14 protein-coding genes, 2 tRNA genes and 2 other RNA genes are annotated in these 17,641 nt (G+C 48.9%); 8 read left to right on the top strand and 10 right to left on the bottom strand.

From position 1 onward, the window contains the following. Positions 1 to 42: 42 nt before the first annotated feature. The 6 genes from oppF to ychE form a co-directional block, all read right to left on the bottom strand. Positions 43 to 1,047, bottom strand: a complete 1,005-nt coding sequence (gene oppF / locus HV237_RS11165; RefSeq protein ID WP_016156729.1) for a murein tripeptide/oligopeptide ABC transporter ATP-binding protein OppF — start codon at positions 1,045 to 1,047, stop codon at positions 43 to 45. Next, a complete protein-coding gene (oppD, locus tag HV237_RS11160; RefSeq protein WP_003833364.1) occupies positions 1,044 to 2,057 on the bottom strand; it encodes a murein tripeptide/oligopeptide ABC transporter ATP-binding protein OppD in 1,014 nt (337 codons plus the stop codon). Before oppD ends, oppF begins: the two co-directional genes overlap by 4 nt. Positions 2,058 to 2,068: 11 nt before the next feature. Then, positions 2,069 to 2,977 carry an oligopeptide ABC transporter permease OppC gene (gene oppC / locus HV237_RS11155; RefSeq protein ID WP_003020701.1) on the bottom strand — a complete coding sequence of 303 codons (909 nt, stop codon included), beginning with the start codon at positions 2,975 to 2,977 and terminating at the stop codon, positions 2,069 to 2,071. A gap of 14 nt (positions 2,978 to 2,991) precedes the next feature. Further along, positions 2,992 to 3,912: an oligopeptide ABC transporter permease OppB gene (gene oppB / locus HV237_RS11150; RefSeq protein ID WP_003020708.1), complete on the bottom strand. Its 921-nt coding sequence runs from the start codon at positions 3,910 to 3,912 to the stop codon at positions 2,992 to 2,994. Positions 3,913 to 4,033: 121 nt separating this feature from the next. Continuing rightward, the gene (gene oppA, locus HV237_RS11145; protein WP_047358083.1) at positions 4,034 to 5,665 is read right to left on the bottom strand and encodes an oligopeptide ABC transporter substrate-binding protein OppA; all 1,632 of its coding nucleotides are present in this window, start codon (positions 5,663 to 5,665) and stop codon (positions 4,034 to 4,036) included. A 772-nt stretch (positions 5,666 to 6,437) separates the two neighbouring features. Beyond that, the gene (gene ychE, locus HV237_RS11140) at positions 6,438 to 7,085 is read right to left on the bottom strand and encodes an NAAT family transporter YchE (protein WP_003020714.1); all 648 of its coding nucleotides are present in this window, start codon (positions 7,083 to 7,085) and stop codon (positions 6,438 to 6,440) included. 487 nt (positions 7,086 to 7,572) lie between these two features. Between ychE and adhE the strand changes: the two genes are divergently transcribed. After that, a complete protein-coding gene (gene adhE / locus HV237_RS11135; RefSeq protein WP_016153272.1) occupies positions 7,573 to 10,251 on the top strand; it encodes a bifunctional acetaldehyde-CoA/alcohol dehydrogenase in 2,679 nt (892 codons plus the stop codon). A 235-nt stretch (positions 10,252 to 10,486) separates the two neighbouring features. On the opposite strand, the gene tdk is transcribed toward adhE, so the two are convergent. Next, the gene (gene tdk, locus HV237_RS11130; protein WP_019076935.1) at positions 10,487 to 11,104 is read right to left on the bottom strand and encodes a thymidine kinase; all 618 of its coding nucleotides are present in this window, start codon (positions 11,102 to 11,104) and stop codon (positions 10,487 to 10,489) included. Positions 11,105 to 11,727: 623 nt separating this feature from the next. Between tdk and hns the strand changes: the two genes are divergently transcribed. After that, entirely contained in the window at positions 11,728 to 12,141 is a 414-nt protein-coding gene (hns, locus tag HV237_RS11125; protein ID WP_003020723.1) for a histone-like nucleoid-structuring protein H-NS, read from the top strand. Between the two features lie 137 nt (positions 12,142 to 12,278). Here the strand turns inward: hns and galU are convergent, their stop codons facing one another. From galU to rssA, 3 genes are all read right to left on the bottom strand, one after another. Continuing rightward, the gene (gene galU / locus HV237_RS11120) at positions 12,279 to 13,187 is read right to left on the bottom strand and encodes a UTP--glucose-1-phosphate uridylyltransferase GalU (RefSeq protein ID WP_016153274.1); all 909 of its coding nucleotides are present in this window, start codon (positions 13,185 to 13,187) and stop codon (positions 12,279 to 12,281) included. 204 nt (positions 13,188 to 13,391) lie between these two features. Then, a complete protein-coding gene (gene rssB / locus HV237_RS11115; RefSeq protein WP_016153275.1) occupies positions 13,392 to 14,405 on the bottom strand; it encodes a two-component system response regulator RssB in 1,014 nt (337 codons plus the stop codon). A gap of 90 nt (positions 14,406 to 14,495) precedes the next feature. Continuing rightward, entirely contained in the window at positions 14,496 to 15,407 is a 912-nt protein-coding gene (gene rssA, locus HV237_RS11110; protein ID WP_016156731.1) for a patatin-like phospholipase RssA, read from the bottom strand. A gap of 111 nt (positions 15,408 to 15,518) precedes the next feature. On the opposite strand from rssA, the gene HV237_RS11105 reads away from it, so the two are divergent. The 6 genes from HV237_RS11105 (at position 15,519) to HV237_RS11080 (ending at position 17,586) form a co-directional block, all read left to right on the top strand. After that, a complete protein-coding gene (locus HV237_RS11105; protein WP_016153277.1) occupies positions 15,519 to 15,974 on the top strand; it encodes a YchJ family protein in 456 nt (151 codons plus the stop codon). 55 nt (positions 15,975 to 16,029) lie between these two features. Beyond that, on the top strand, positions 16,030 to 16,872 hold the full coding sequence (gene purU, locus HV237_RS11100; protein WP_016153278.1) for a formyltetrahydrofolate deformylase: 843 nt from the start codon (positions 16,030 to 16,032) through the stop codon (positions 16,870 to 16,872). A gap of 156 nt (positions 16,873 to 17,028) precedes the next feature. After that, positions 17,029 to 17,113: transfer RNA gene (locus HV237_RS11095), tRNA-Tyr, on the top strand. A 36-nt stretch (positions 17,114 to 17,149) separates the two neighbouring features. Further along, positions 17,150 to 17,234 (top strand) — tRNA-Tyr (locus HV237_RS11090). Positions 17,235 to 17,278: 44 nt separating this feature from the next. Continuing rightward, positions 17,279 to 17,410, top strand: a non-coding RNA gene (locus HV237_RS11085) — RtT sRNA. 44 nt (positions 17,411 to 17,454) lie between these two features. Continuing rightward, positions 17,455 to 17,586: non-coding RNA, RtT sRNA (locus HV237_RS11080), on the top strand. Positions 17,587 to 17,641: the final 55 nt, after the last annotated feature.

Genomic DNA, 17,641 nt, shown 5'->3' with positions numbered 1-17,641 from the left:
ACCTCACCAAAAAGAAGGGCTGACCTTTGTCAGCCCTCAGGATTATAGCGGGTCTACTTTCAGGCAGGAAACTGCGTGACGGAAACTTCCTTCGAGAACCGGGCGGGTTTTTGCGCATTCCGGTCCGGCAATCGGGCAGCGCGTACGGAACACGCAGCCGGAAGGAGGGTTAATCGGCGACGGCAATTCGCCTTCGAGCAACTGGATAACCTTGTTCCTTTCCTGATCCGGGTCGGGAATCGGCACTGCAGACATCAACGCTTTGGTATAAGGGTGCAGCGGATTATGGTACACCTCATCATAAGTCCCTAATTCCACCGCGTGTCCGAGATACATGACCAGCACGCGATCGGAGATATGTTTCACCACCGCCAGGTCGTGAGCAATGAAGATTAACGATAATCCCATTTCACGCTGGAGCTGTTGTAACAGGTTCACCACCTGGGCCTGAATGGATACGTCCAGCGCCGAAACCGGTTCATCGCAAATAATCAGCTTCGGCTCGAGGATCAGCGCCCGGGCAATACCAATACGCTGACACTGACCGCCGGAAAACTCATGCGGGTAGCGGTTAATCAGATTTGGCAGCAACCCCACCTTCATCATCATCGCCTTCACACGGTCGCGGACTTCCTGACCAGACAGGTTCGGATGATAAGTCCGCAGCGGTTCGGCAATGATTTCACCGATGGTCATGCGCGGATTCAATGATGCCAGCGGATCCTGGAAAATCATCTGAATATCGCTACGCACTTCCCGCCACTCATCGGGTTTCATGCCCAGCAAATCTTTACCCAGCCAGGCGACTTTTCCATCGGTGGCTTTCACCAGGCCAATAATCGCACGGGCAAAAGTCGATTTTCCACAGCCTGATTCGCCGACCACGCCCAGGGTTTCACCTTCATACAGTCGCAGAGTCACGCCATCAACCGCTTTCAGGGTTTTAGACGGCTGCCAGAACCACTGCTTGCCGTCTTTAATGTCGAAATGGACTTTAAGATCGGCAATTTCAAGGAGCACTTTTCGTTGTTCGGTGACCGCATTCATACCAGTTCCTCCACCGGTTTAAAGCAGGCGCGCAGGCGGCCCGGACTAAACTCTTCCAGTGGCGGAGCACTGCTACAGATTTCCATCGCATGCGGGCAACGCGGCTGGAATGGACAGCCTTTTGGTAGACGCAACAGGTTCGGCGGGTTGCCCGGGATAGTCAGCATCTCTTCCCCTTCGGCATCCAGACGAGGTACGGCATTCAGCAAACCAATCGAATACGGATGAACGGGCTTATAAAAGACATCCCGCGCACTGCCATATTCCATGGTACGTCCGGCGTACATCACCAAAACTTTATCGCAAATACCGGCAACTACTCCCAGATCGTGGGTGATCATGATAATCGCAGTGTTGAATTCGCTTTTCAGTTCATTCAGCAGGGTCATGATTTGCGCCTGTACCGTAACATCGAGCGCAGTAGTCGGCTCATCGGCTATCAGTAATTTAGGCCTGCACAACAGTGCCATGGCGATCATTACACGCTGACGCATCCCGCCGGAGAATTCATGCGGATACATTTTCATACGCTTACGCGCTTCCGGCATTTTCACCGCATCCAGCATTCTTACAGATTCTTCAAAGGCTTCCGCTTTGCTCATGCCTTTATGCAGCATGAGAACTTCCATCAACTGCTCGCCGACTCGCATGTACGGATTGAGAGAGGTCATCGGGTCCTGGAAAATCATCGAGATTTGCTCGGCGCGCAGTTTGTTCAACTCACGTTCCGGTAAATTCAGAATTTCACGTCCGTTGAAAGTTGCAGAACCTCCGATACGGCCATTTGCTGCCAGCAGGCCCATCAGGGCAAAGGCCGTTTGCGATTTCCCTGAACCGGATTCCCCAACAATACCCAGCGTTTCTCCAGCTCGCAGAGAAAAGTTTAAATCGTTTACCGCAGTCACATCGCCGTCGGGGGTGGCAAACGTCACGCGCAGATCTTTAACGTTCAGCAGTGCGTTAGCCTGTTGTTGCGCGAGCGGCGCGGTTGAGGTTTCAATTACGCTCATGGCTGCACTCCTTAACGGTCTTTCGGGTCGAGGGCATCACGCAGGCCATCGCCAATAAAGTTAAAACAGAACAAAGTGACCACCAGGAATCCTGCCGGGAAGAGCAGCAGCCATGGTGAGACTTCCATCGAGTTGGCACCATCACTCAGCAACGCCCCCCAGCTACTTAATGGCTCCTGCGTCCCTAATCCCAAAAAGCTCAGGAAGGATTCAAACAGGATCATGCTGGGCACCAGCAACGAAGCGTACACCACCACCACGCCCAGCACGTTCGGCACAATATGACGGATAACGATGCGCACGGTAGATACCCCACCCACTTGCGCTGCTTCAATAAACTCTTTGCGCTTGAGACTCAGCGTTTGTCCACGCACGATACGCGCCATATCCAGCCAGGATACCATCCCAATAGCGACAAAAATCAGCAGGATATTTTGCCCAAAGAAAGTGACCAGCAGAATCACGAAGAACATGAACGGGAAGGAGTTGAGGATTTCCAGCAGACGCATCATCACCGAGTCGATTTTACCGCCGAGGTAGCCCGACAGAGAACCGTATAGCGTGCCGACAACTACCGCGACCAACGCCGCGGCAATGCCGACCATCAGCGAGATGCGACCGCCAATCGCCACACGAACCAGCAGGTCTCGACCTGACGAGTCGGTGCCGAAATAGTGTCCAGATTCTGTATCCGGCGCGCTGGACATCATACCCCAGTCGGTATCGAAGTAGGTAAACTGCGACAGCATCGGCGCCAGCGTCACAAACAGCGCAATAATCACCAGCACTACCAGGCTTGCCACCGCCGCGCGGTTATGCATAAAGCGTCGACGCGCGTCCTGCCACAGACTGCGGCCCTCGACCTCCAGCTTTTCACTGAAATTCTCCAGCGCTTCGCTGTTTTTCTTACTTAACATCATAGCGAGCTCCAGTATCAGTAACGAATTTTCGGGTCGATAACGGCATACAGCACGTCGACAATCGCGTTAAACACGATGGTCAGCGTCCCTACCAGTATGGTGAGGCTCAGGACCAGCGAATAGTCGCGGTTTAACGCGCCATTGACGAAGAGCTGGCCAATGCCCGGCAAACCATAGATGGTTTCAATAACCATCGAACCGGTAATAATGCCGACAAATGCTGGTCCCATATAGGACAGCACGGGCAACAGCGCAGGTTTTAACGCATGGCGGAAAATGATCCGCCGCATCGGCAACCCTTTAGCGCGCGCGGTACGAATAAAGTTAGAGTGCAGCACTTCAATCATCGAACCGCGGGTAATACGGGCGATACTGGCGATATAAGCCAGCGACAAGGCCACCATCGGCAGGATCATAAATTTCAACGCCCCGCCATTCCAGCCGCCTCCGGGCAGCCATTTCAAGGTTATGGCAAATATCATGACCAATAAGGGAGCGACTACGAAACTGGGGATAACCACCCCGGTCATTGCCACCCCCATCACAGTGTAGTCCCAACGCGTATTTTGTTTCAGCGCGGCTATCACCCCAGCGCTAACGCCAACGAGGACCGCCAGAATAAAGGCCGCAGCTCCCAGCTTCGCAGAAACCGGAAAGCTCGATGCCACAAGGTCGTTTACCGTATAGTCTTTATATTTAAAAGATGGCCCAAAATCGCCATGCGCCAGCTGCTTGAGGTAGCTGAAGTACTGCGTCGAGATAGGATCGTTAAGATGATATTTCGCTTCGATATTAGCCAGTACCTCTGGCGGTAACGCACGTTCCCCGGTGAATGGACTTCCCGGCGCAAGGCGCATCATAAAGAATGAAATCGTAATAAGTATAAACAGCGTCGGAATCGCTTCCAGACAGCGACGTAATATAAATTTTAACATTGCCCGTACCTTCTGGCGTGTGCCTTTACACCTCTTCTACCCCGACGTTCAGGTAAAGCGGTGTTAATAGTTCGAAGAAAAAAGACACTGTGGGGCAAAATGATTGCCCCACGTCTTGCCATTAATGCTTGATAATATACAAGTCTTTAACGTGGATATTATCCATCGGGTCTTTACCGGAGTATCCGCCAACCCATGGTTTTACCAGGCGGGCGTTAACATAGTAATAAACCGGTACAATCGCAGAATCTTTATCCAGCTGCTGTTCCGCTTTCGAATACAGTTCGCTGCGCTGCGCTTCATCAGTCACTTTCAGCGTATCCGCAATCAGCTTATCAAACGCCGGGCTCTTATAGTGGACGGTGTTGTTGGAGCTGTCAGACAGCACCATATTCAGGAAGGATGTTGGTTCGTTGTAATCCGCACACCAGCCCGCACGCGAAACATCATAGTTTCCCTGATGGCGCGTATCGAGGAATGTTTTCCATTCCTGGTTTTCCAGCTTCACGTTGGCGCCCAGATTTTTCTTCCAGATAGATGCCGCAGCGATGGCCAGCTTTTTATGCAGATCTGAGGTGTTATACAGCAGGTCAAAGGTCAACGGTTTTTCAGCGGTATACCCGGCTTCAGCCAGCAGTTTTTTCGCTTCTTCATTACGTTTTTCCTGAGACCATTTGAACCACTCTGGTTCAACCAGTTTCGCGCCATCGGTGTAAGGAGGGGTAAAGCTATACGCCGGCAGGTCCCCCTGGTTTTTAACTTTGTTGACGATAATGTCACGATCCAACGCCAGTTTCAGGGCGGTACGAACACGAACATCGTTGAACGGTGCTTTCTGGTTGTTGATTTCGTAATAATAGGTGCACAGATACGGGTCAACGTGAACTTCGTTCGGGATCTCTTTTTTCAGTTTCTGGAATAACTCGATCGGCATGTTGTTATAGGTCATGTCGATTTCGCCGCTGCGATAGCGGTTAACGTCAGTCACTTCAGAAGAAATTGGCAGGTAGGTAACCTGGTTAATAACCGTTTTGGCGTTGTCCCAGTAGTTGGTGTTACGCTCAAGTACAATGCGCTCGTTGACCACCCAGTCTTTCAGCTTATAGGCGCCGTTGGTGACGATGTTAGAGGGCTGGGTCCATTTCTCACCGTATTTTTCAACCGCTGCTTTAGGAACCGGAGAAACGGATGAGTGCACAAGCAATTTGTAGAAATAAGGAACAGGCTCGCTCAGGGTGACTTCAAATGTATGATCGTCGAGAGCTTTGACACCGAGATCGGTGATCGGCTTTTTGCCGGCGATAATATCGTCAATATTTACAATGTGACCGTACTGTAAATAACTGGCGTACGGTGACGCGGTATTTGGATTAGCCAGGCGTTGCCAGCTATACACGAAATCTTGCGCGGTAACAGGCGTGCCGTCAGACCATTTAGCGTCTTTACGCAGATGGAATGTCCACACCTTAAAGTCTTTATTTTCCCACTTTTCAGCTACGCCAGGCGATGGTTTGCCATCGACATCGCTGATTAATAAACCTTCAAACAGGTCACGGTTGATATTGGATTCAGGTACACCTTCGATTTTATGTGGATCGAGTGACTGAACTTCCGAACCGTTATTACGCACCAGAGTCTGCTTTTCAGCAAGCTGCACACCTGCTGGCACAACTGCCGCCGTAGCAACATTCCCAGCGATTAGCGCAGTTAGGATCCCCGCAGCTACTAAACTTTTTTTAGTGATGTTAGTCATTGTGTTTGTACTCCCTCATTATTATGGCTGGTTTTTTAACCAGACTGTTAATCCTGTCAGGATCCCTGTACGGCACCGGAGATTTTCTGCCGTCAGGTAGTTTCTTGTTTTACTGCTTGCTATCACCGACTTTATTTATTTCTGGCGATTCGTATGATCGCCTTGCGTCGATTATCTACGTGCCTCCCCTGCCGGAAACACGCTATTACCCTGTTGAGAGAAACTAATTGAAAATGATTCTCATCAACGTGAATTCTTCTGCATAATACCTGGCCGGAAAGTATCAAATGCGTTTCTTAACCGCCAATACATTTTACAAATTTGTTAACCAATTCTCTTTTATTGGAAATAAATCTCACTAAAAAAGTCTTACGAATGAAAGATTATGACAATAAAACGATAAAAATCAATATATTGCATAACGCGCAGTGTTAACTCCCCAGTCCTGTGTCAACACCACGCCAAAATGCACATAAATTTAACAATTGGTTATTAATTAGCACATTCATCTAAAAAAAACGCTGAAATAACTAATAACATTTCGATAATCCTTCAGCAAGCCCCAGAGTATGATGTTAATAAAATAACAGTGACATCGGGATCCCTCTGGTGGACCATTGAGTGTTATATCCATAAAATCAATGAATAAATCAATGAATAACCATCAGATATTTTTATATTTCTATGCTGATTTTCAACTTTAGTGAGAAGTTTTACTAATAACGAAAGGAAACGGAGCCGAAAGAGGCTCCGTTGATGCCGAAGAGGAATATCAGGCAAGCAAACCGGGGAAAATGGACTTGATTCCAGTCACAATGAATTCGATCCCTAAGGCCATTAACAACAACCCCATAATACGCGTAATGACGTTGATACCGGTTTGGCCCAGCAGCCGTACCAGCCACGGTGCCATGCGAAACAGTCCCCAACAGCACAGGGCAAACAACGCAATCGCCACAAAAAAACCAAACAGGTTAATCGCACTGTGATAACGCGTACCCCAAACAATAGTTGAGCTTATCGCCCCTGGCCCCGCCATAAGCGGCAATGCCAGCGGCACTACGCCGATACTTTCGCGGATTGCTGTTTCTGATTTTTCCTGTTTGTTTTGCTTATCTTCGCCCAGTTTTCCGCTAATCATCGACATTGCGATAGTCACCACCAGAATGCCGCCGGCAATCCTGAACGAATCTATCGAGATACCGAAGAGCTGCAGAATACCGTCACCAAGGAACAGCGAAGTCCACAGGATGATGGCAACCGACAGGTTTGCCGTAAGGTTGGTTTTATTTCGCGCAGCAGCCGTTTGATAGCTGGTCATACTGATAAAGACAGGGATGATCCCGACCGGGTTAACCAATGCGAATAACCCAATGAAAAACTTAAAATAGACAGGAAAATCAAATAGCGTTTGGATCACGGTTAGCTCCGAAGCGTTAGCCGGATAAAATGAGTCATAAAAATTGATAAAATCCGCGCTGAAGATACGCCTTTTGTCAGCATACTTCACCTTCTATCTGTGTATATCTACGTAAATACACTTCCAATACTTAGTGTTATTAATATGTATTAAATATGCTAATGTTAATGACATTCACCCCATCAATTTATTAACACTTACCGATAAACGCTAAAAGGGCCTGCTGAAAGGTGTCAGCTTTGCGAAATTTTGATCCAGATCACGCAATTACTACTCAGAAGTGAGTAATCTTGCTTACGCCACCTGGAGGTAGCGCGTTAGAATTAAGTGGCGCTAGCGTATAAGCTCTTTTAGTAAATCAAGGTAAAGTGGACGTTAATTAACCGTTTGATTTTCAAAACGTTACACAAATTTTCGTCGATCTGTCTATACTCTCGTATCGAGCAGATGATTTACTAAAAAAGTTTAACATTATCAGGAGAGCATTATGGCTGTTACTAATGTCGCTGAACTTAACGCACTTGTAGAGCGCGTAAAAAAAGCCCAGCGTGAATATGCCAGTTTCACTCAAGAACAGGTTGACAAAATCTTCCGTGCCGCCGCTCTGGCTGCTGCAGACGCTCGAATCCCTCTCGCGAAAATGGCCGTTGCCGAATCTGGCATGGGCATCGTCGAAGATAAAGTGATTAAAAACCACTTTGCTTCCGAATACATTTATAACGCATATAAAGACGAAAAAACCTGTGGTGTACTGGCTGAAGACCACACTTTCGGTACCATTACCATCGCTGAACCGATTGGTATCATCTGCGGTATCGTTCCAACCACTAACCCGACTTCTACTGCAATCTTCAAATCACTGATCAGCCTGAAGACGCGTAACGCAATCATCTTCTCTCCGCATCCGCGTGCTAAAGATGCCACTAACAAAGCTGCTGATATCGTTCTGCAGGCAGCAATTGCTGCTGGCGCACCGAAAGATCTGATCGGCTGGATCGATCAACCTTCCGTAGAACTGTCAAACGCACTGATGCACCACCCGGACATCAACCTGATCCTTGCGACCGGTGGTCCAGGCATGGTTAAAGCAGCATACAGCTCCGGTAAACCGGCAATCGGTGTAGGCGCAGGTAACACCCCTGTAGTTATCGATGAAACCGCTGATATCAAACGTGCTGTTGCATCTGTTCTGATGTCTAAAACTTTCGATAACGGCGTGATTTGTGCTTCTGAACAGTCCGTTGTCGTTGTTGATTCTGTATACGACGCAGTACGTGAGCGTTTCGCGACTCACGGCGGCTACATGCTGCAAGGCAAAGAGCTGAAAGCCGTTCAGGACGTTATCCTGAAAAATGGCGCGCTGAACGCGGCTATCGTTGGTCAGCCGGCATACAAAATTGCTGAACTGGCAGGCTTCTCCGTACCAGAAACCACTAAGATTCTGATCGGTGAAGTGACAGTTGTTGACGAAAGCGAACCGTTCGCTCACGAAAAATTGTCTCCGACGCTGGCAATGTACCGTGCGAAAGACTTCGAAGACGCCGTTATTAAAGCTGAAAAACTGGTTGCGATGGGCGGTATCGGTCATACCTCTTGCCTGTACACCGACCAGGACAACCAGCCAGAACGTGTTGCTTACTTCGGTCAGATGATGAAGACCGCACGTATCCTGATTAACACCCCAGCTTCTCAGGGTGGTATCGGTGACCTGTACAACTTTAAACTCGCGCCTTCCCTGACTCTGGGTTGTGGTTCCTGGGGTGGTAACTCCATCTCTGAAAACGTTGGTCCTAAGCACCTGATCAACAAGAAAACCGTTGCTAAGCGAGCTGAAAACATGTTGTGGCACAAACTTCCGAAATCTATCTACTTCCGTCGTGGCTCTCTGCCAATCGCACTGGATGAAGTGATTACCGATGGTCACAAACGTGCGCTGATCGTGACTGACCGCTTCCTGTTTAACAATGGCTATGCTGACCAGATCACCTCCGTGCTGAAAGCTGCTGGCGTTGAAACCGAAGTGTTCTTTGAAGTTGAAGCTGACCCAACTCTGACCGTTGTACGCAAAGGTGCTGAGCTGGCTAACTCCTTTAAACCAGACGTGATCATCGCGCTGGGTGGCGGTTCCCCGATGGATGCCGCGAAAATCATGTGGGTTATGTACGAACACCCAGAAACCCACTTCGAAGAACTGGCACTGCGCTTTATGGACATCCGTAAACGTATCTACAAGTTCCCGAAAATGGGCGTAAAAGCGAAGATGGTTGCCGTCACTACCACTTCCGGTACTGGCTCTGAAGTTACTCCGTTTGCGGTTGTTACTGACGATGCAACTGGTCAGAAATACCCGCTGGCGGACTATGCGCTGACTCCGGATATGGCGATTGTTGACGCCAACCTGGTGATGGATATGCCTAAGTCCCTGTGTGCGTTCGGTGGCCTGGATGCCGTCACTCACGCTCTGGAAGCTTACGTATCCGTGCTGGCTTCTGAGTTCTCCGACGGTCAGGCTCTGCAAGCGCTGAAACTGCTGAAAGAAAACCTGCCAGCGTCCTACCACGAAGGTTCTAAGAACCCGGTAGCGCGTGAGCGTGTACACAGTGCAGCAACCATCGCCGGTATTGCGTTTGCTAATGCCTTCTTGGGTGTATGTCACTCAATGGCGCACAAGCTGGGTTCTCAGTTCCACATTCCTCACGGTCTGGCGAACGCCCTGCTGATCAGCAACGTTATTCGTTATAACGCGAACGACAACCCGACTAAACAGACTGCATTCAGCCAGTACGACCGTCCGCAGGCTCGTCGTCGCTACGCTGAAATCGCAGACCATCTGGGTCTGAGCGCACCGGGCGACCGTACTGCTGCAAAAATCCAGAAACTGCTGGGCTGGCTGGACGAAATCAAAGCTGAACTGGGTATTCCTAAGTCTATCCGTGAGGCTGGCGTTCAGGAAGCTGACTTCCTGGCACACGTGGACAAACTGTCTGAAGATGCGTTTGATGACCAGTGTACTGGTGCTAACCCGCGTTACCCGCTGATTTCTGAACTGAAACAGATCCTGATGGATACCTACTACGGTCGTGAATACAGCGAAGATCAAACCGCCGTTAAGACTGAAGCAGTAGCTGCTCCGAAAGCTGAGAAGAAAGCGAAGAAATCCGCTTAATTCAACCAGATAAGTATTAGTCTCACCATAAACGGTCCCAATTTGGGGCCGTTTTTTTACATCTTACGTTATCAGAATCGATACATGACCAATTCAGCAACGTGTAAAGGATGGCCCTGCAAAAGGATGCTTAGGAGGATGCGAGAATAGCGTCAGGAGAGTGTCTGACAGGGTAGCGAACATTAGCGAATGCGCAGCCTACCCTGTGCTAATAAGCGCCCAGAAGCGCGTAGAGTTAATCGTGGTTGTGTCGTTCTTGTATCGCCGTCAGAGAGCCCTCAGACTGTGCTTGCTTATAATGCTTACGGCATACCGATACATAGCGTTCGTTCCCGCCAATCACCACCTGTTCGCCCTCGTTATAAGGTCGTCCTGCCTGATCAAGACGCAACACCATACTGGCCTTACGCCCACAGAAACAAATGGTTTTTAATTCAACCAGTTTATCTGACCATGCCAACAGGTATTCGCTGCCGCCAAATAACTCACCACGAAAATCGGTACGCAAGCCGTAGCACAACACGGGAATATCCAGCTGATCGACAACTTCAGATAATTCATAAACCTGCTGTCGAGTCAGAAACTGCGACTCATCAACCAGTACACAGTGAATTCTTTGCTGCTCATTCTCAGCCCGAATCTCTTCGAACAATGATGAATTTTGGTTAAACAATTTTGCAGGTGACGACAGACCTATACGTGAACTTACTTTTCCAGCACCAAAGCGGTCATCAATTTCCGCTGTATATACCACGGCACGCATCCCACGTTCCTGATAATTGTACGAAGATTGCAGCAATGCAGTCGACTTACCGGCATTCATTGCAGAATAGTAAAAATATAGCTGTGCCATTGACCGTAGGCCCTCACCCGGGGAAATAAATATGGGCAGGATTGTACCATATTTCACGAACGTGTCGGTGTAGCGTTGCCTGCATAGGCGTATAAATAGGCGTTCAGACTCGCTCAGTGTCGCCTAAATAACCGATCCTTTAAGTGACATGGGAGCGCTAGTACACTCCAGCCATGGCCCAGGTAGCCTGAAACTCGACGGGTATATACACACTCTTTCACAAATAGTGCTCATGAAATTTATCCATACCTCTTATCTTCTTACGGCAATAAAGAAACCCTTCCCTTATTGTTATTGAATCTACCCACTGTCGCCATGTATTAGCGAATTCATGTAAGCAAAACTAATACAAAAGGTTGAAATCACTGCAAAGAGATACTATTTGTACACCATAAAATGTGACCTGAATCTTGAATTTTTACTCTCAGCCGCTGAGAAGCCCCCTCACCAATAAGCCTTTTTTATGCCCAACGTCGCGGAGAATTTAAGACAGATGAATTAATTCTGATACTAAATAAAGCGCAATTTTGAATTCCTTACATTCCTGGCTATTGCACAACTGAATTTATCGCTCTATTATTAGCTCAACAAACCACCCCCAATATAAGTTTGAGATTACTACAATGAGCGAAGCACTTAAAATTCTGAACAACATCCGTACTCTTCGTGCGCAGGCAAGAGAATGTACTCTGGAAACGCTTGAAGAAATGCTGGAAAAATTAGAAGTTGTTGTTAGCGAGCGCCGTGAAGAAGAAAGCGCTGCAGCTGCTGAAGTTGAAGAACGTACTCGTAAACTGCAACAATATCGTGAAATGCTGATTGCTGATGGCATTGACCCGAACGAACTGCTGAATAGCATGGCTGCTGTTAAATCTGGCACCAAAGCTAAACGCGCTGCACGTCCGGCTAAATATAGCTATGTTGACGAAAACGGTGAAACTAAAACCTGGACTGGTCAGGGTCGTACACCGGCAGTGATCAAAAAAGCGATGGAAGAACAAGGTAAACAACTGGACGATTTCTTAATCAAAGAATAATTCAGAAATAGTTTGCTTAAAATCCCGCCAGTGGCGGGATTTTTTTTACCTGTACTTCGCACAGTCCCTACCCAGTTCAGGTATAAAAAAACGGTGCTGGATTAACAGCACCGTTCAGACCTGATAATACCAGCAGGTTACTTCTTAATACCCATCTCATCTTCCAGCCAGGCTTTAAATTCAGCGCCGAGAGTATTATGGCGAATACCATATTCAACGAACGCCTGCATATAGCCCAGCTTATTACCACAGTCATGGCTTTTGCCCTTCATGTGATAAGCTTCAACCGTTTCTTTTTCAATCAGCATATCGATAGCATCAGTCAGCTGAATTTCGTCACCGGCTCCCGGAGGCGTTTTTGCCAGCAGGGGCCAGATATCCGCGCTAAGGACGTAACGCCCCACGACGGCCAGATTAGATGGCGCCACATTCGCTTTCGGCTTTTCAACAACGCCAACCATCGGTACGCTTTCGCCCGGCGCTAATTCAACGCCTTTACAATCAACAACACCATAAGCGGTAACATCTTCTACCGGCTCAACCATAATCTGGCTGCTGCCTGTTTCATCGAAACGATGAATCATTTCGGCAAGGTTGTCGCGTGATAAATCAGATTCGTATTCGTCAAGAATGACGTCCGGCAAGATAACCGCAACGGGCTCATCGCCAACCACCGGGTGCGCGCACAATACCGCGTGGCCCAGACCTTTGGCCAGTCCCTGACGCACCTGCATAATAGTGACATGTGGCGGACAAATAGATTGCACTTCTTCCAGAAGCTGGCGTTTTACACGTTTTTCCAGCATAGCTTCAAGTTCAAAGCTGGTATCGAAGTGGTTTTCAATCGAATTTTTAGACGAGTGAGTTACAAGTACAATTTCAGTGATGCCCGCAGCAATACATTCGTTTACGACGTACTGAATTAATGGCTTATCAACCAACGGTAGCATCTCTTTCGGGATTGCTTTCGTAGCCGGTAACATCCTGGTTCCTAATCCCGCAACCGGGATAACGGCCTTTTTGACTTTTGAATTAAGGGCAGCCATTTAAAACTCTCCTGGACTGTTCATGTATTGAACGTGTTCATCAATCTGTATCGCATCCAAGTATATCAGTACCGCGACAAGCTTCTGGTCTGAAAAGGACGCGCGTCGGTATAATTAAGATAAATACGAATAAATCTGGCGCTGATAGTAGCACTCACAGCATGAGGGGAGTGAGCCAATTTCATTCTCACTCCACTCGGTTGTTCATTCTGCAGACAACATCAGGCGCAGCCGACCACCGGCCCCCCAAATTTGGCATTGCCAGGATTCGCAACGTTGGCTCAGTTGATTAAGATACGCATTCCCTAAGGTTCCCAACGGAACGCCATTGCTGATTTGTACATTGTGGGAACCTGTATTTAATGTCGCATTCAGCCCTGCTGATACCAGAATCAGGTTTTTTAATCCGCTGTGGTAATAACCCACCAGCAAAGGGAATTGTCCGGGCAAATTAGCCTGGCGCAATAAATGGTTAACCTGTTTCAATAACGCACCGAGCTCCGGCAATCGTTGATTTTGATGCGCGAGCTGTTCCTGCAGCAAACCGTTAAATAGCGCCCGCAGTAACAATGCTGCCAGAACGCCATTATCCCCTGCCCGCGTCACATCCAGACAATAAAACGCAAGGTCATGGTCCGATAGCGGTGCAATATCCAGTACCAGCCCCGGTTGATCGGCGGCTACCAATTGACGATAGTTGATCCGACATCGTGAAATAACTTGCGACACAGGAGGCTGTAATTCTTGCAACAGCTTCGCTGCAGCGGCAGGATCACCAACCATCGCATCCCAGTCACGAAACAGCCGCTCTTCTTCTTCCACGCGTGAATTAAACATATTCGGATACAGACACGCAAAGACGGTTTCGCGCAGGCGGTTCAGGTCCTTTACCGGCTTTAGCAGCACATCATCCACACCCAATCGCAGTGCTTTGGCTATATCAGACATGTTTTCCGTCGCTGATATCACCAGGATTGGGGTCTGATCGCCACGATTACGCAGATACTCTACTAGCTTAAGTCCGTTCATACGTGGCATAGCCAGGTCGCAGATAATCAGGTCGGGGTTAAAGTGCCCGAGTAATTCAAGTGCTTCAAGTCCATCGCCAGCTACCGCCGTTGTCGCTCCCAAAGAGGAAAACCATGAGTCCATGAGTGAGCGAAATACCGGCTCATCCTCAACGATAAGAATCTGTTTTCCGACCAATGGCTGCGTCATATTCTCCCCCCTGACTGGCTTTAGTAAATAGTGGCATGCTATTGCTACTCACGCCTGTCAGAATTTGCTTAAGTGTTGATAAAAAATGCGTTAGATGTTGGTTTTCACCAGGGGTAGAAGCTCATCCATTTTCTTCTCGACCGCCAGTTGTCCAGCAGCAATTGCTGCGCTGGCGCGGTGAAAATCCAGCGTGGATATTTGCGGACAAAACGGCTGAATCAGGATGTCTGGCGGGTCACCGGCCATGCGGTTACGTTTCAGACGGTTTTCCAGAACCTGAATAGAAGTCGTCATGATCTCCATCGCCGTCGGCGCGGTTACCGCACGCCTGGCCGTTATGTTGCTCAAGCGCTCTTTCAGTCGGGCACGCCATGAAAGCGCGTCGACATCATCACCCGTTTCGGCATCACTGCTGACGTTAAAGGAGAGTAAATCTTGCTGCATAAGATGCGCATCGTGTTGCAGATCGACGGCAATAACGATGTCAGCGCCCAGCGCGCGAGTTAAGGATACAGGAACGGGATTCACCACCGCGCCATCAACCAGCCAGTAACCATTATGCGCTACAGGGGACATCAGACCAGGAATACTGCAGGAGGCCCGAACAGCCAGGTGCAAATCACCTTCCGTGAACCAGAGCTCCCGACCCGTACTCAGATTAGTAGCCACAGTTGCGAAACGGCGAGTGCATTGCTCAATTGCTTCTACCGGCATGACATTACGGTACTGATTGAATACCCGTTCACCACGCAGTAAACCGCCCCTGCGCCACGAGAGATCCATCAGACGTAAGACATCCCAATAGCTGAAAGAACAAACCCATTGTTCGAGAGCAGGTAACTTATTGCATGCGTAGGCTGCACCAACCAGCGAACCAATGGAACACCCTGCCACAATATCAACATCAATGCCCATATGCTTTAGGGCCTTAATAACGCCAATATGCGACCAACCTCGCGCCGCGCCGGAACCTAGCGCCAGCCCAATTTTTATTTTTCTCATTGTACGTACAAACTTCCCCTGGCTTGCAGACGTAGCAACATCGCTACCGCTCAGTTAACATAGTGCTACCCTGGCGTTTTTACGCCGTTTTTTTATTCCAGGGAGTACTTTGTGTCTCAGCTTTGTCCCTGTGGTAGCGCTGTCGAGTATAGCCTATGTTGCTACCGTTATGTGTCCGGCGCGCAAGTAGCACCTACGCCGTCACACCTCATGCGTTCTCGTTACTGTGCTTTTGTGATGAAAGACGCAGATTACCTTATCAAGACCTGGCATCCGGACTGTCATGCAGCCGCGTTTCGCGACGACATTATCGCAGGATTTAGCCACACCGAATGGCTCGGGCTGACCGTTTTTGAACAACAAACGGCAGACACAGAAAATATCGGCTATGTCAGCTTTGTTGCGCGATTTTCTGAACAAGGTAAAACAGGTGCAATTATCGAGCGCTCTCGTTTTTTAAAAGAAAACGGTCAGTGGTACTATATAGACGGTACACGCCCTCAAATTGGACGAAACGATACCTGCCCTTGTGGCTCCGGTAAAAAATTTAAAAAGTGCTGCGGCTAATCAACGCCCGACAGTATCAATTTTGCAAACATTCTCAACAGGATCACCGCTGCAAATGCATTCATTACAACGAAAAGTGCTGCGTACTATTTGCCCGGACCAAAAAGGTCTGATCGCACGCATTACGAATATCTGTTACAAGCATGAACTGAACATCGTGCAGAACAATGAGTTCGTGGACCACCGTACCGGGCGCTTTTTTATGCGTACCGAACTGGAGGGTATTTTTAACGACGTCACGCTGCTTGCCGATCTGGATAGTGCCCTACCAGATGGCTCCATTCGTGAATTAACACCAGCAGGACGCCGCCGTATCGTCATTCTGGTCACCAAGGAGGCTCATTGTTTGGGTGACCTGTTAATGAAGGCCAATTATGGCGGGCTGGATGTTGAAATCGCCGCTGTGATCGGCAACCACGAGACGCTGCGACCTTTGGTTGAACGGTTTGATATCCCGTTTGAGCTGGTCAGCCACGAAGGTTTAACGCGTGACGAACATGACCTGAAAATGGCCGACGCTATCGACGCGCACCAACCTGACTATGTCGTGCTGGCAAAATACATGCGCGTTCTGACGCCAACATTTGTTTCACGCTTCCCGAATAAGATTATCAATATTCACCATTCATTCCTGCCAGCGTTTATTGGCGCTCGCCCTTACCATCAGGCTTATGAGCGCGGTGTGAAGATCATCGGTGCAACAGCCCACTACGTGAATGATAACCTCGATGAAGGCCCAATCATTATGCAGGACGTAATTCATGTGGATCACACCTACACCGCGGAAGACATGATGCGTGCGGGCCGCGACGTTGAGAAAAATGTATTAAGCCGCGCGCTGTATCAGGTTCTGGCTCAACGCGTCTTTGTTTACGGTAACCGAACGATTATTCTGTAATCGATTGATAATTGAATTGGTTACCTTTACATCTTTACGCGTAAAAATCAGGCAACCAGTTCTTTTTTATCAACGGAATACTTTACAGGGGCGCATCATTTGATATGATGCGCCCCGCTTCCAACGGAAGCAGGCCAGTAACTAGCATTACCCCGTGGTGGGGTTCCCGAGCGGCCAAAGGGAGCAGACTGTAAATCTGCCGTCATCGACTTCGAAGGTTCGAATCCTTCCCCCACCACCATTCATTCCGATAGATTCATAAAATTAGTATACCCCTGGTGGGGTTCCCGAGCGGCCAAAGGGAGCAGACTGTAAATCTGCCGTCATCGACTTCGAAGGTTCGAATCCTTCCCCCACCACCATCACCTCATAAAGCACCAGCATCCAATCCATCTGTAATGTCTCATATTCTGCCCAAGCGGGAAGGATGAGAAGCTTCGACTAAGGTTCGATTCGAGCGTTAGCGAGAAAGCGTTGCCGCAGGTAACGACCCGAAGGGCGAAGCGCACCGCGCTGAGTAATCCTTCCCCCACCACCATCACTTCATAAAGCACCTGTATCAAATCCATCTGTAATGTCTCATATTCTGCCCAGACGGGAAGGATGAGAAGCTTCGACTAAGGTTCGATTCGAGCGTTAGCGAGAAAGCGTTGCCGCAGGCAACGACCCGAAGGGCGAAGCGCACCGCGCTGAGTAATCCTTCCCCCACCACCATCACCCCATAAAGCACCAGCATCCCATCCATCTGTAATGCCCCATACCCGACCCT

It is taken from the genome of Citrobacter sp. RHBSTW-00570 (assembly GCF_013739755.1).
In the GTDB taxonomy this organism is placed as follows: Bacteria; Pseudomonadota; Gammaproteobacteria; order Enterobacterales; family Enterobacteriaceae; genus Citrobacter; species Citrobacter braakii.
Note: the sequence above shows the minus strand (reverse complement) of the source record. Positions and strands in the feature narration are given on the sequence as shown.

Bases quoted from the DNA above. Each gene is read 5' to 3' on its own strand.
- oppF (WP_016156729.1), bottom strand. From the start codon at position 1,047: ATGAATGCGGTCACCGAACAACGAAAAGTGCTCCTTGAAATTGCCGAT.
- oppD (WP_003833364.1), bottom strand. From the start codon at position 2,057: ATGAGCGTAATTGAAACCTCAACCGCGCCGCTCGCGCAACAACAGGCT.
- oppC (WP_003020701.1), bottom strand. From the start codon at position 2,977: ATGATGTTAAGTAAGAAAAACAGCGAAGCGCTGGAGAATTTCAGTGAA.
- oppB (WP_003020708.1), bottom strand. From the start codon at position 3,912: ATGTTAAAATTTATATTACGTCGCTGTCTGGAAGCGATTCCGACGCTG.
- oppA (WP_047358083.1), bottom strand. From the start codon at position 5,665: ATGACTAACATCACTAAAAAAAGTTTAGTAGCTGCGGGGATCCTAACT.
- adhE (WP_016153272.1), top strand. From the start codon at position 7,573: ATGGCTGTTACTAATGTCGCTGAACTTAACGCACTTGTAGAGCGCGTA.
- tdk (WP_019076935.1), bottom strand. From the start codon at position 11,104: ATGGCACAGCTATATTTTTACTATTCTGCAATGAATGCCGGTAAGTCG.
- hns (WP_003020723.1), top strand. From the start codon at position 11,728: ATGAGCGAAGCACTTAAAATTCTGAACAACATCCGTACTCTTCGTGCG.
- galU (WP_016153274.1), bottom strand. From the start codon at position 13,187: ATGGCTGCCCTTAATTCAAAAGTCAAAAAGGCCGTTATCCCGGTTGCG.
- rssB (WP_016153275.1), bottom strand. From the start codon at position 14,405: ATGACGCAGCCATTGGTCGGAAAACAGATTCTTATCGTTGAGGATGAG.
- rssA (WP_016156731.1), bottom strand. From the start codon at position 15,407: ATGAGAAAAATAAAAATTGGGCTGGCGCTAGGTTCCGGCGCGGCGCGA.
- purU (WP_016153278.1), top strand. From the start codon at position 16,030: ATGCATTCATTACAACGAAAAGTGCTGCGTACTATTTGCCCGGACCAA.